Origin of the sequence: Rhizobium sp. IBUN, from assembly GCF_000510625.1 — a bacterium.
Taxonomy (GTDB): Bacteria; Pseudomonadota; Alphaproteobacteria; order Rhizobiales; family Rhizobiaceae; genus Rhizobium; species Rhizobium altiplani.
Map to the genome: position 1 here is coordinate 12,763 of NZ_AZNV01000019.1, position 13,519 is coordinate 26,281.

Genomic DNA, 13,519 nt, shown 5'->3' on the forward strand with positions numbered 1-13,519 from the left:
TGAAGCTGTAATTGGCTGGCGCCCACTCTACAATCGACGGCTGAGTATGAGGTTAACGGGCCTTCTAAGAACCGTTGCGTCGATCCGAGGCGCGGGGACGGGAGTAACGCGCGATCCAAATTCGTCAGCCTCCTTGACGACAAGCCCGGCATTGGCCTGCAATCTCAAACCGAAGACCGCAATCAGCATCGTGAACCAGATCGGTCCGCTATTGCCGAAGAACGGGCTTTCGAGGCAGGCGAGAAACAGGGAAAAGAGCCAGATCCGCAAGAACAGGCGCGTCAATGCCATGTCGTTGCTGCCGGCAAGCGCGCGGCGGGCATAGCCGACAGGAAGGACCACCAGCCAGATGAACGTCATCACGAGCGCCGGGATGCCGCCATTGATCAACTGTTCCACGTAGCCGTTGTGTGAATTGGCGGCAGTGACGGCCCAGGTGGTCATGGCTTGGCCGCTGTTGAACAAGGCGTCGGTCTGCCAGAAGGACTGAAAGCCGTAGCCAATGATGGGCCGCTCGGCGATCGCGGAGAGTGCAAGCCGCCAGATCGAGCCACGATCGGTAAAGGTCGGATCGATGCCAGCGGAAGCAAGCAGGCTGCTGAAGGAAGGCGAGACCGCCGCGGTCAGCAAGATCAGGTTCAATCCGACAAGGCTGCCAAGAAGCAGCACCACGCCCAGTTTCGTCCAGCGTTCAAAAATCCAGGCAAGCAACAGGATTGCCGGAAGCATCGCGGCGGAGGTTTTCCCTCCCGCGTGAAGCACGAAGAACCCTGCTGACAATGCAATCAAGAGGCCAAGCCGGGCGTGTCCTGACCGTCTTGCATAGAGGCCGAAGAATACGGCATAGACCATCGCGGCTGCAGCAACGTTCTTATGGCCAAAATGACCGCGCCAGTCGCCGGCAAGCGACTGCTCTAGCGCGTCTGTCGCTTGATGGATGGCGAGGTGCGGCAGGAGAAGTACGCCAAAATAGGAAAGGCCGATCGTAAAGGTCAGGCCAAGGCACATGAGCCTTGCAAATTGCTCGCCGTTTCTTGGAATGAAGAGCATTGCGTTCGCGCAAAGGCAAACAAGGATTGCGAAAACGAGGCGCCTGAAGGCTGCGCTGGGGTCGCCTGCAAAAAGACCAGTGAAGAGCAGCCAGACGAGCAGGCCCATCAGCAGGCCATATGGGCGCAGCAGCAAGTGGCGCGCGGGATTCTGCAGGACCGTGCCAAAAACCACGGCCGACATGGCGATGACGATCAACTGATTGAAAACGTTGGACGTGCTGCCATAAGGTGTGGAGAGGCTCGTGGCGTTTGGATCGGGAAACGGGCTCAATCCGATCCAGAAGTAGCCGAAGACAGCCAGGAACAGAAAGCCTGCAAAGGTACTGCCTTTGCCCGCAGCAACACTCTTGCCGCTGTCAGCCATAGGCCTTGGCCTGGATCGCGCTCAAGCGGCGATAGTCTCGCCAAAGCCCCGACAAGACCGCGATGGCAAGGCCAAGTCCGAGGCCGACAACGCCGCCGGCGCCAGCCAGCACATAGCCCCGCGGCGGAAAGCTCCGCGCTGTCGGTACGATCGCCGGTGACACGATCCGCACGTTGGTCGTGTCGATCTGCTGGCGTTCGGCGGCTTCTCCTGCTCGTGCCATGAAGGCTTCGTAGACAGTCGCCTTGGCGCGCGCCTCACGCTCCAGTTCGCGCAGGTGAATCTGCGCGGCGGTGTCCTGGAAGACCGAGGATTTCATCTGGTTTGCCTCGGAATTCAGCGCGTCGAGTGCCGATCTTGCCTGGTCGAGTTCGGCTTTCGCGGCTTGCACGATGCGTGCCGTCTCCGCGTCGATCTGGCCCTCCAGCGCCCTGAGCTGTGGTTCGAGCGCCAGGATCATGGGATGACGCGGCCCGAGGACGGCCGATTGAGAGGTCACGCGTTGTCGCAGCGTCGAATATTGCGTGCGCAGCATTGTCATCGTTTCCGATTGCAGCGCAGACGCGTTCAGGCGGTTCTTCGGGTTGGTGGACACGAGTTCGTTGTAACGCGACTGCGCCTGAATGACGCGCGCCTTGGCGTCGATCAGCTGCGTGTTCGTCTGATTTGACATGAGGGTGCTGACGAGTTCTCCCGAACTCGATTGCAATCCCTGTTCGCGCTTGAACGTCTCAACCGCAGCTTCTGCCTTGGCAACCTCCACCTTCAGGTCACCGAGGCGAGCAAACAGCGAGCTCGCAGCCCGGCCGGCCCCTTCCGATTCCGCCTTGGCCAGTTCTTCCTGGAAGGCGGTCGCGATGGCATTGGTGATGGTGACTGACTTGGCCGCGTCCTGCGTCCACACCGCGATATTGACGATGAAAGAGCGTTCGTCACGACGGGCCGTAACCCGCTTTGCCAGCGTGCGCAGCGCGTCACCGGCCGGGTCCTTGGCTTCAGGCGCAACAAACTCCGGGTCATCGGTGAGCTTCAGCTCGCCAATCACGCGGCTCAGCACGTTACCCGATGTCAGGACCCGCAGCTTGCTTTCGACATCAAGCAGCTGCGTATCCCGCTGCATGCTCTCGGAGAAGATGTCGTCAGCAACAACCCGGAGATTCGACGGGTCGACGAGAAGGTCGATTCCGGCCGTAAAGCGCGGCTTCACCATAAGAACGACCGCATAGCCGGCGACCGCGCCGAGGATGGCAAAGGCAAAGATCCAGACGAGACCCACGCGCAGCCAGTTGAGGATACGGGTCAGGTCGAACTGAAAGAGTTCTTGAAAGACCGAAGGCCAGTTTTCTGAGGAAGGGGTGGAAGCAGGGGGAGGCGCAACTTTCAGCACCGGCCGCGGCGATGCGGCACCGTCATCCTTTTCCCGGCTCGTCGTCCAGCCACGCGTACTGATGACCGGAGTCTGATGTCGGGATGCGGCTTCATACATGGCAGCGGGTTCTGATTTACATGGGCGCGGGAGCGCAAACCTATGGTTAAGAGACCTGATTTTCCTTAAGCATCCATTAATGGCGATTTCAATTTTCGCGTGCGCGTGAAGCAGCTCTCCAATAAAAAAGCAGAAGTTCAAGGCCTTGCCGCTTGCGCGGTCGAATTCTGGTTCATTTATACGCAATCCAAGGATATCCATTTATGCGCAGGCGGGACTTCGTTCTCGGCGCAATGGGTGCCGGACTGGCATCCACAGGCGCGCTCGACCCTTTTGTCCGGGGTGATCTGACTGCCAGGGCGGTGCCTGCCAGAGGCCCCATTCCCTACGGTGCGGCCGTGCGCACCGATCTTCTCGACACCGAATTCGACTACAAGCGGGCCATCGTCGATCACTGCCAGCTTGTCGTCGGAGAGGGCGGCTTGAAGTGGTTCGACCTGCGTCCGAGCCAGGATCAGTTCGTCTTCGACCAGCCTGACCGCCTGATCGATTTTGCCGATCAAAACGGCATGCAGATGCGCGGCCACACACTTGCCTGGTATGGCGCGATGCCCGATTGGACGAACAGCATCGGGAGCGTGTCGGAAGCCGAACGCGAACTCGTCCATCACATCACCACCGTCGTCGGACGCTATCGGGGGCGGATTCCGAGCTGGGATGTCGTCAACGAGGCAATCGCCGAACAGCCGGAGAGTGGTGCGACGATCCGCGGCTCGATATGGCAGGAGCGGCTCGGCAAGCGCTACATCGAGCTTGCGCTGCGCACGGCCGCCGCCGCCGATCCTTCGGCTCAGCTCGTCATCAACGATTACAACATTGAAAATCCGACACAGCAGTGCCGCGACCGGCGCCAGGCCTTGCTCGACCTGCTACGTGATCTGAAGGACCGCGATGTGCCGCTCCACGCCGTCGGTATCCAGGGACACCTCCCTGGCGACATGGACATCGACAAGGAGGGCCTATCGAGATTTGTCGAAACGGTGAAGGGAATGCAGCTTGACGTTCTCGTGACCGAACTCGATGTGATCGACAACAAGCTGCCCGCCCTTGAATATGACCGGGACCAGGTCGTCGCAGCACGCGCACGCGACTTCCTCGGTGCGATTTCCGAGGCGGCGCGCCCAAGCGCCATTCTGACCTGGGGCATCACTGATCGCTATACATGGGTGCCGATGTGGTTCAAGCGCGACGACGGCAAGCCCAACCGTCCGTTGCCCCTCGATGCCGGGTGCCGGCCGAAGGCGCTGATGAAGGTCATCGACGAATTCACGCGTGCAGCCGAATGATGTTTCGTCAGATCTCGGCATACATGATTGCGAACGCCGTTTCGGCCCTTTTCGGGTTCGTTTCGGTCGTGCTTTTCACGCGCATGCTTAGCCCGCACGAATACGGCATCTATGTCGTGGGTACGGGTGTTGCTGGTGTCATATCGACCCTGCTTTTCGGCTGGATCAAATTCTCCGTGCTGCGCTTCGATTCCGAAGGTGGATCGAAGGATGTACGCACCACTGCCCTTTTCGCTTATGCGGGACTGATGCTTCTCAGTCCTCTTGTCATCCTCGCGACGTGGCTCTTTGCGGAGGATTCGTCGACCTATGTCGTGCCGGCCGTGTTCGTCGCCTTCATGGTCGGGTTGTTCGAGTTCGTGCAGGAAGTGTTCCGGTCTCGCCAGCAGACGGGGGCCTACATGTGGTCGGTCATCCTGCGGGCGGTGCTGACGGTCGTCTTCTCTGCCGTCCTCGTAATGGTATTCGGCATGGGCGGGCAGGGTCTCCTTGTGAGCGTCGCCTGCTCCTATCTCGTGACTTTGTTGGTCTACGCGCCGAGCATCTGGCGCCGACCGTGCCACCCGTTCGATACCGGGCTGATGAAGGCAATGATGCGCTTCGGCCTGCCGATGACCGCCTCGTCCTTCATCTTCGTGTTGCACACGGTTCTCGATCGAATGATCATCATAACCTATATCGGCGAGACGGCCGCGGGCGTCTATGGTGCCGCTGCCGATCTCGTCCGACAGATCATCCTGTTTCCGGGCGTTGCAATCGGATCAGCAACAATTCCGGTGGCGATCCGTTTGCTGGCGCAGGACGGCCATACGGCTGCCAACCGGCATCTGATGGAAACCGCCGAGGTGCTCCTCACAGTGCTGATGCCGATGGTCGTCGGACTGGCGCTGGTGGCGCCCGGTTTTGCAAGCCTGATCCTCGGCCCCGAGTTTCGCGACGCGGCTGCCAACCTCATCCCGATCCTCGTCTTTGCCTGGCTGTTTCGCTCCATCTCCTATCAGTTCGTGCATGTCAGTTTCCAGCTGGCGAAGAAGCCGAGCCTGATGGGCGCGCAGGGCATGATCATTCTGGCGATCAACATCATTGGCATGGTTGTCCTCGTACCGCGCTTCCAGCTTGTCGGTGCGGCTTGGGCGCTGCTGATCTCCGAGATCGGTGGTGTGATTGCCGGTTACTTCCTGTCCTATCGCGCCCATCGCTTACCGCTCGAACTCCGTCCGATCGTCAAGGTCAGTCTCGCAACCGCAACGATGGCAGTGCCGACCTTCATCGTGGGCAGGCTTCAGACCGGCAACGCTGTCTTCGACCTGACTGTGCCGATCGTCACCGGTGTCGTCGTCTATGCGGCAGCTGCATTTGCGCTCAACCTGGCCGGCGTCCGAATGGCATTGACGAGGCGACCGCGGCCAGCCTGATCGGGATCACTTTCTTTTGATCTGGCGCCGAATAGAAGGCAAGGCAATGCCATTCCGACTTCCGCTAATTCTTAACGTGTCAAGTATATCGGTGAGGAATACGCACGGCGGTCTCTCGATTGGAACGCCTTGCGCGGGAGGGCAATAGTGACGCAGACGGATGTGAACTCGCAAGAAGAGAAGGGGCGTTCCGCCTCTCAGCCGACGGTCTTCGGGTCGCATACCGGATTGTTCACGGCAGCTGATGACGATGCGCCAAAGAGCGATCTCGCAGTGCTTTTCCTCAGCCCTTGGGGGCTCGAGGAGATGTGCACACGCAGGTTCTATCGCATCCTGGCGGAGCGCTTCGCAGAGATTGGTGTCGCGAGCCTCCGCTTCGACTATCCCGGAACGGTGAATTCGCTGGACGACACGTCAGCCGAACGCGGCCTGTCGGGGTGGGCCGAGGTGATCGGCAAGGCGGCTGAAGAACTCAAGATGCTGTCCGGCACCCGCAAGCTGGTCTTCATTGGTCAAGGTATCGGCGCGAGTCTCGCGCTCATGCAGGCGCGTTCCGCGTCATCACTTGCAGCGATTGCCCTTCTGGCGCCGGTACTGAAAGGAAGGGCCCATCTACGCGAGCTCTCGTTGTTTTCGCGGCTCATCGATGACGGTCTTGGCATAAAGCCTGAACTGCGTGACAGCGCGCCTGGATCGATCGCCGGATTGCGCATGCCCCGTGCTGTCGCAGATGACATCAAGGCAGTCGACCTCAACAGCATCGAAATCACGGCCGTACCACATGTCTTCCTCGCCGAGCGCCCGGGCTTTGAAGCCGATACGACGTTTCGTGATCGGCTGGCGTCGGCTGGCTGCCAGCTGCGGGCGATACCATTTTCCGGATATGATACGCTTGTTTCCAATCCGCTCGACCAGGAACTCCCCGAAGCGCTTGTCGATGAGTTGATCGACTGGCTGAAATCGCTGCCGCAATATCAGGATCACCGCCCGCTTCCGGCGAAAAAGCCTTCGCCGACCGCATCGGTCCGTTCGGAGAATATTCGCGAAACGTCCGTCCGCTTCGGTCAGGATGAACGGCTCTACGGGGTTTTGTGCGAACCCGCTGAAGGTTCGATTGGCGTGACCGCCGTTATTCTGACGACCGCCTACGATCATGCGGCCGGGTGGGCGCGCTCCTCGGTCGCGCTTGCGCGTGAGCTGGCAAAAGTCGGCGTGTCGTCCTTGCGCTTTGACAGCGCCGGTGTCGGGGACAGCCCGCCGGTCGCAGCCCGTCGCAAGCAGGTCCTCTATGACGAGGCCCAGATTGCCGATGTCGGAATGGCCCGGGATTATCTCGACAGTCTTGGTCTGGGCGACCGGACCTTACTGATTGGACGCTGCAGTGGCGCCTACGTCGCCTTTCGAAGTTTGCTGGCCGATCGACGCTGGAACTCCTGCGTGATTGTCAATCCGGTTGCTTTCCGCTGGCGCTTCAAGGGCCTGCCAAAGACATTGAAGGCCTATGTGAGGAATGCCCTCGATCTCGAAACGGTTCGCCGCCTCTGGAGCGGCGATGTGGACCTCGGCGCGGTGACAAAGAATGTCTCCATGCGTCTGGTGGACCGGATGGCGAACAGGCTGTCTTTCGTCTTCGCGCCCGCCAAGCCGATCACGCAGCTTACAAAGCAGGTGCATAGCGATTTTCAGGCCCTGGCCAGCCGCGGCACCCCGCTTTCGATCATCTATACGGAAGGTGACGAGGGGCAGGAGATGTTTCGGATCAATTTTGGCGATGCGGGCGAAAAGCTCTCTGCCTATCCGAACGTTCAACTGCATCTGTTCCCCGACGCCGACCACAATCTGACGCCGCTGCCGGCACGTGAGAAGATGATTGCGCTGGCAAAGCAACAAGCTCTTTCACTTGGCAACCGCAGCGAACGGCACATTGCAAGCGCGGTTGCGTAGTGCAGTCATTCGCCTCCCTCGTCCGGCACCGGATTGGCGGAGTTGGTGCCGTCTGACCGACTGGTTTAGGCTCGTGGATGACACGCTGAATAGTGCCAGAACGCCGTGCATTATGATTTTAAGCACGGGGCTTCAACTATTGTTTGGCTGTATCTTGATTTGGGTCCTGCTGCTCATAAATTCATATACTTAAGCGTGAAGTTCACGCGACACCTGATAAGCGTCATATTGGGAGGTCATCATGGCAATCTCACTGATGGATGGAAGGAAAAGGCAGGATTGGGCTAACCTGGTTCTGGCGGTTTGCTTGTTTGTTTCGCCGTGGGTCATGGGATTCGCAGCGGACGCAATGCCGAGCTGGAATGCCTGGATCGTTGCCGTCATGCTCGCCGCTATGGCAACGGCAGCGCTGTCGGTATTTTCCGAATGGGAGGAATGGGCAAATCTCGTATTCGGCCTCTGGCTGATTGCGTCGCCCTGGCTGCTCGGTTTCACGGCCAATGCGAACGCGATGTGGACGGTTGTCGTGCTTGGCTTGCTCGTTGCGGCCGTATCGCTGTGGGCCGTCTGGGATGTTCATCATCCGCACGCCCACGCATAGACCGCGGCCCGGTCCGGTCGCTGCGGTGGGCTAGGTGAGCCGTGTCCACCGCTCAAATGATGGTGTGGTCTTAATTCGCGACCAGCATTGATCGCGAACATATGGCGATGGCGATCGTGTCGCCGGGAGCCCTCAAACTTCGAATATCAGCAGGAAATAGGCAACGAAGAGAACGAGGTGCACGGCGCCCTGCATGAGGTGCGTGTAGCCGCTCGCAAACGTAATGGTGCTGAGAGCCAGAGTGAGAACGAGCATCACGGTCTCGGTGCGCTCCAGACCAAGCACGACAGGATGGCCAATGAGGTGGCTGACGATCAGCATCGCAGGGACGGTCAAGCCGATTGTGGACAGAACGGATCCCAGGAAAATGTTGACCGACCGTTGCAGATGATTGGCGACGGAGGCCCGCACGGCGCCAATGGCCTCAGGTGTCGCAACGAGGACGGCCATGACGACGCCGCCGAGTGCCGCCGGAGCACGAATTGTCTCGATAACGAAATCGATTGGCGCTGCCAATTGTTCGACGAGAAAAACAACGAGGGCCATGTAGGCAACCAGCAGGATGACGGGAAGCCATAAAGGTCCTTCCCTGGTCCTGACATGCTCGACTGAAGCCTCACCGGTGTCTTCGATGAAGAAGCCTCGGTGCCGTCCGGTTTGCAGGATCAAAAATACGCTGTAGAGCCCGACGGAGATGAAGACGAGAACCGCTTGTTGCACAGTCGAATACGGCAGACCGTTTGTCGGGTGCGTGAAGTTCGGCATGATCATGCTAAGCGTTGCCAGGGGCACGATAACGCCGAGATAGGCATTGGCTCCCTGGAGGTTGTGGTGCTGTTCATGCCGCCGCCAGCCTCCGATCAGAAGGCACAGTCCGACCATTCCGTTGAGGATGATCATCACCACGGCAAAGAGTGTGTCGCGCACCAGCGTCGGATTGTTTTCGCCGTGACGCATGACAGCAGTAATGGCCATTACCTCGATCGACGTGATGGCTAGCGTCAGAATAAGCGTCCCATACGGCTCGCCCAGTCGCTCCGCGAGATGATCGGCATGACGCACGACCGCAAGTGCAGAACCGAGCACGACTGAAAACAACCACACAAAGATGACTGCCAGCCATATCGGATTGACGAGCAACCCGAAGAGAGACTCACCAAAGAACAGGAATATGACGCTCGTCGCAATGCTGACGGCGAGAATCCACTCCCGGCGCATCGGCGCCGACCAGTGACGTTGCTGCACGGCCACTTCCGGGTTCATTCCTGCAGGCCCCTCGAAGTCGTTTCGATGAATACGCCACAACCCGGCCCGTCCGTCCACTCTCATCGCACAAGTGGCGCCTGGCTGATCGTGCGGCCACTGTGCCGCCAGAATAAGTCCTTGCCGACACCGCTGGCCAATCTCAGCCCAGAATGTCGTGTCTCCAACGTTCCTCGGTTCTGGCAGGCCATGCCATTGGCATGCAGATAACGCTATGCAACTCCAGACTTAGTTTGATGCCGCGCGGCCCGACATGGCGCGCTGGTCTACTTGCTGGGGAAACGCTCCTGCCTATTTCCCCCACGAGGGATCATGAGAGGCGCCTTGTAGACGGTCGGCGGCCTGGATTGTGCCAATCAAAGGAGGAGTTGATGCCGGAGCCCTTTGTCGTTCATCGCGAGACCCACGTCGCGGCGCCACCTTCGGCGGTTTTTGCCTTGCTCACCGATCCCGAAAAGATCCTTCGCTGGATGGGGACTGAAGCACAGGTCGAACCTCAGCCCGGCGGGCTCTATCTGGTCAACGTTACCGGCGCTCGCTTCGCGCGTGGCTCGTTCCGAGAGGTCGTGCCCGTCCATCGGCTCGCCTACAGCTTTGGCTGGGATGGCAGCGAGATAGTCCCGCCAGGGTCGAGCCTGGTGGAGATAGACCTGATCGAGAAGCCCGACGGAACCCTGTTGAAGCTGACACATACCGGATTGCCGAATGCCGAGCAGTGTGCCGGGCATGCCGAGGGCTGGGAGCATTATCTCGGCCGAATGGCGCAGTGCGCGGCCGGACGCGATCCGGGTCCGGATCCGTGGGCCGGTCGGGCTGGATGATGGTCCGCCGCCTCGGTTGGAACTGCCTGAGTGGCTTGGACCGCGGGTGACAGCTCTCAACCGACATGGCATGATTTAAGCATGGATCTGCCCAACTCGCTTGCATGGTTGATCGATGAAGGCGGCACATCGCCGGATCCCGACTGGTTCCTGGCCGAATTGGGCCGGCGGCTGCTGACAGATGGTCTGCCGCTGGCAGGCGGTGCCCTGACGCTTGCGGCACCGCACCCAATCATCGCCCGCCGCACCTGGTTATGGCGAGCCGAGACCGGAGCCGTAATCGAGGCTTTGAGCTTCACTGATATTTCACGCAATCAAGCTGGGCGTGAATGGTTGTCTGGACTTGGGCCGGTGGCGGAGGACGTCGTAGGCCTTGCGCCCGACAGCCCGGTTCTGGGATGGGCCGGGACGCGTCCGTTCACGCCTTCGGAGGCCGGCGACCTGCATGAGGTGGCACGTTTTGCAGCACCATCCTTGGCCGCGTTAGCTGCAAGGGTTGGATTGACCGCGCTTCTCGAAGCCTATCTTGGCAAACGAAGTGCTGCCCGCGTGCTGGCCGGCGCTTTGTCTCGCGGCACCGGTGAGACGATACCGGCCGCTCTGCTCTGCGCGGATCTGCGAGATTTCACTGCGCTCTCGGAAGCAACCGAGCCAGCGGTGATGATCGCCACGCTCGATGCCTGGTTTGATCGTATTGCCGGCGCGGTTCATGCCTTCGGGGGCGAGGTGCTGAAGTTCATGGGGGATGGGGTATTGGCAATCTTCCCCGTCACCACTACGCCTGCCAATGCCTGCGAGGCGGCACTTCGCGCCGTTGCTTCGGCCCGCGCTGGCATGGCCCATCTCGATACCGTGCGCCAGGACCAGGGTTTGCCGACACTTCCCTTCGGTGTGGCACTGCATTTCGGGGAAATCCTCTGGGGTAATATAGGTGCTGCCGACCGGCTGGATTTCACCGCGATCGGCCCCGCAGTGAATTTGGTCAGCCGGCTTGAAGGCCTATGCAAGCCGTTGGGGCGTACCGTCCTGCTTTCCGGCGAGGTCGCGGCAGAGACGACCACCACCCTGGTTTCCATGGGTTACCATTCGCTGCGTGGCATTGCCGAGCCCTGTGCCGTCTTCACGCTTCCCGGCGACTGAGGTCACGGAGAGCGATCACTAAATTAGAACCAGACATCGGCGACTGTGCGCCCGTCCGACGGTAGATCCTCGAAACTGTAGAGGCCATCAAACCGTAGCAGGGGTATGTCGGCGACGTCAGCGGGCTCGGCGAGACGAAGGTTGACGGCGATTCTTGTCTGCCCGTTGTCGCCTGGCCTCAATCCACGCCAACTGACGAGATTGCCGCAGCGGCGGCAGAAGTTGAAGGAAAGGCTTTGTGAGCCGCGGATATATGCGGTGAGTGCGTCGGTCGTGTCTTCGACACGAATTCCTTGGCCATCATATTCATAGGCCCAGAGGACGCCGTAGCGCCGGCAAACCGTGCAGTTGCAGATCGTCGCATCGGGAATCGTGCCGCGAAACTCCCAGTGAACCGCTCCGCAATGACAGGAGCCGCGGGTTATTTTGACGGCGGTCTGCTGCGCTTCCCCCGTGATCATGAAAACTCTCCCCCGACGATTGCCTCATATCTTCTAACGCAGATGGGGCGGGTACGACAGGTGCGACGTCGCCAGTTGGGCGGCAGCGATCGTTGCCGGGCGCGTCGAGGTTGTCAAATGGAGCCGTGGATTCAGGATCGTCCCGGCCTATTTTGCGGCCGCGTCCCCCGACCCTCGTCCTGCCAGCGTACTGAGCACGAGCACGATGTCCTGCCAGAAACCAGCCTTTTGAATGTAGCGGGCATCGGCTTGCGCGAGAGCCTCAGGCGTCGACATGTCAATTCCCTGAAGCTGGGCCAGTCCGGTTATGCCGGGCCTCACGGAAAACACGTTGAGTTTACGTCGTGCGGCGATGACGTCATGCTGCGATGGGAGGCATGGGCGAGGACCGACGAAGCTCATTTCACCGCGCAGGACGTTGATCAATTGAGGCAGTTCGTCGAGCTTGTAAGCGCGCAGCTTTCTGCCGAGCGGTGTGATCCAGGAGGAAGCCGCATCATGAGAGCCGACGTTCGGAGAGCCCGCTGCCATCGTCCGGAACTTGATGCACACAAACGGTACCTCACTTCGGCCAACGCGCTCCTGAAGAAACAACGCGCCGCCAGGCGACGATCTGCGCACGAGGACCACAAGGAGGAGCAGAACCGGAGAGAGAACAATAAGTCCGAGGCACGCAGCGCAGATATCAAACAGTCGCTTCAAAGACCTGTTAAAGCTGTTGACCATCGGGATATTCGTGTTCCTGTCTCAAAAATTCACACCAAACGTTTCAGCACGAGCGCTTCAGTGCGGTTCGCATATCAAAAGGCGGCGTCCAGTCCAATAGCGCGCGCGTATGCGAAATGTCCACTTCCAACCAGTCGGTGAGACGGTTCACCAGCTCTGCCTTGCCGGTTGCCCGGCCGAGGAAGTTGAGAACGCCGGGAGGGCACGGAAGCAATCGCGCCGAACACCCCATCGCGGTCGCCAGCTGCCTCATCAATTCTGGCGTCGAGACTGCTTCGCCGTCGCCCGCCAGGAATATTTGGCCAGCGGCAGCGGGATGAGATGCGGCGGTCACGATCAGATCGGTGAGATTTTCGACGTATATCATGGATCTTCGATTGTCGATCGAAGCCAGGGGCAAAGGAATGCCGCTCCGAACGAGCCGTTTGAGCGCTCGGAAGCTTCCTTCAGCGCCACGTCCATAGACCAGCGGCGGGCGGATAATGACGATCTCCATCCCGGTTGTCTTCGAAAGCGCCATCAGGGCTCGTTCCGCTTCGAGCTTTGAGACGGCATATTCTGTCGTCGGAGCAGCTGGATCATTCGACGTGAATGCACGCCCGGCGGCCGATCGTTCCCCGTTCACCTTGATCGTGCTGATGAACACGAACCGTTTGACCCCTGCGGCGACAGCCTGTTCAGCAAGGTTGATGGTTCCTTCGGCGTTCACTCTACGGAAGGCACCTGGCCCCGCCTCCGACCCATCGATGACATTCTGGTTTGCCGCCGCCAGATGGATGACGACATCGACGCCGCTCAGGGCGCCTTTCCAGTCCGTCTCAGCATCGATCTTCCCAACGGCAACAGACCCTGCTCGGGGGGTGCGGCTGGCCGTCCTGTAGGCGAGGTTGCGGACACGGAGTGCCTGCTGAAGATTCTGACCGACAAAACCTGTCGCGCCGGTAACGAGTAGCATTCTCA

12 protein-coding genes are annotated in these 13,519 nt (G+C 59.9%); 6 read left to right on the forward strand and 6 right to left on the reverse strand.

From position 1 onward, the window contains the following. Positions 1 to 27: 27 nt before the first annotated feature. Entirely contained in the window at positions 28 to 1,416 is a 1,389-nt protein-coding gene (locus RHIBUN_RS0117850; protein ID WP_025660581.1) for an O-antigen ligase, read from the reverse strand. Continuing rightward, the gene (locus RHIBUN_RS0117855; protein WP_025660582.1) at positions 1,409 to 2,902 is read right to left on the reverse strand and encodes a GumC family protein; all 1,494 of its coding nucleotides are present in this window, start codon (positions 2,900 to 2,902) and stop codon (positions 1,409 to 1,411) included. Before RHIBUN_RS0117855 ends, RHIBUN_RS0117850 begins: the two co-directional genes overlap by 8 nt. Before the next feature lie 203 nt (positions 2,903 to 3,105). Here RHIBUN_RS0117855 and RHIBUN_RS0117860 point away from each other — a divergent pair, with 203 nt between their 5' ends. From RHIBUN_RS0117860 to RHIBUN_RS0117875, 4 genes are all read left to right on the forward strand, one after another. Then, positions 3,106 to 4,188, forward strand: a complete 1,083-nt coding sequence (locus RHIBUN_RS0117860; RefSeq protein WP_025660583.1) for an endo-1,4-beta-xylanase — start codon at positions 3,106 to 3,108, stop codon at positions 4,186 to 4,188. Next, the gene (locus tag RHIBUN_RS0117865) at positions 4,188 to 5,603 is read left to right on the forward strand and encodes an oligosaccharide flippase family protein (RefSeq protein ID WP_245271685.1); all 1,416 of its coding nucleotides are present in this window, start codon (positions 4,188 to 4,190) and stop codon (positions 5,601 to 5,603) included. Before RHIBUN_RS0117860 ends, RHIBUN_RS0117865 begins: the two co-directional genes overlap by 1 nt. Before the next feature lie 147 nt (positions 5,604 to 5,750). After that, on the forward strand, positions 5,751 to 7,547 hold the full coding sequence (locus tag RHIBUN_RS0117870; protein ID WP_025660585.1) for an alpha/beta fold hydrolase: 1,797 nt from the start codon (positions 5,751 to 5,753) through the stop codon (positions 7,545 to 7,547). 241 nt (positions 7,548 to 7,788) lie between these two features. Further along, positions 7,789 to 8,148, forward strand: coding sequence for an SPW repeat protein (locus RHIBUN_RS0117875; protein ID WP_025660586.1), 360 nt, complete (start codon positions 7,789 to 7,791; stop codon positions 8,146 to 8,148). 132 nt (positions 8,149 to 8,280) lie between these two features. Here the strand turns inward: RHIBUN_RS0117875 and RHIBUN_RS0117880 are convergent, their stop codons facing one another. Beyond that, on the reverse strand, positions 8,281 to 9,411 hold the full coding sequence (locus RHIBUN_RS0117880) for a calcium:proton antiporter (RefSeq protein WP_025660587.1): 1,131 nt from the start codon (positions 9,409 to 9,411) through the stop codon (positions 8,281 to 8,283). 371 nt (positions 9,412 to 9,782) lie between these two features. Here RHIBUN_RS0117880 and RHIBUN_RS0117885 point away from each other — a divergent pair, with 371 nt between their 5' ends. Together RHIBUN_RS0117885 and RHIBUN_RS0117890 are read left to right on the forward strand one after the other, a co-directional pair. Next, positions 9,783 to 10,232: an SRPBCC family protein gene (locus RHIBUN_RS0117885; protein ID WP_018858135.1), complete on the forward strand. Its 450-nt coding sequence runs from the start codon at positions 9,783 to 9,785 to the stop codon at positions 10,230 to 10,232. A gap of 81 nt (positions 10,233 to 10,313) precedes the next feature. Beyond that, a complete protein-coding gene (locus RHIBUN_RS0117890; RefSeq protein WP_025660588.1) occupies positions 10,314 to 11,372 on the forward strand; it encodes an adenylate/guanylate cyclase domain-containing protein in 1,059 nt (352 codons plus the stop codon). A gap of 23 nt (positions 11,373 to 11,395) precedes the next feature. Here the strand turns inward: RHIBUN_RS0117890 and RHIBUN_RS0117895 are convergent, their stop codons facing one another. From RHIBUN_RS0117895 to RHIBUN_RS0117905, 3 genes are all read right to left on the reverse strand, one after another. Continuing rightward, entirely contained in the window at positions 11,396 to 11,833 is a 438-nt protein-coding gene (locus RHIBUN_RS0117895) for an aldehyde-activating protein (protein WP_025660589.1), read from the reverse strand. Positions 11,834 to 11,980: 147 nt separating this feature from the next. After that, positions 11,981 to 12,559 carry a sugar transferase gene (locus RHIBUN_RS0117900; protein ID WP_025660590.1) on the reverse strand — a complete coding sequence of 193 codons (579 nt, stop codon included), beginning with the start codon at positions 12,557 to 12,559 and terminating at the stop codon, positions 11,981 to 11,983. Positions 12,560 to 12,602: 43 nt separating this feature from the next. Then, positions 12,603 to 13,514, reverse strand: a complete 912-nt coding sequence (locus tag RHIBUN_RS0117905) for an NAD-dependent epimerase/dehydratase family protein (RefSeq protein ID WP_025660591.1) — start codon at positions 13,512 to 13,514, stop codon at positions 12,603 to 12,605. Positions 13,515 to 13,519: the final 5 nt, after the last annotated feature.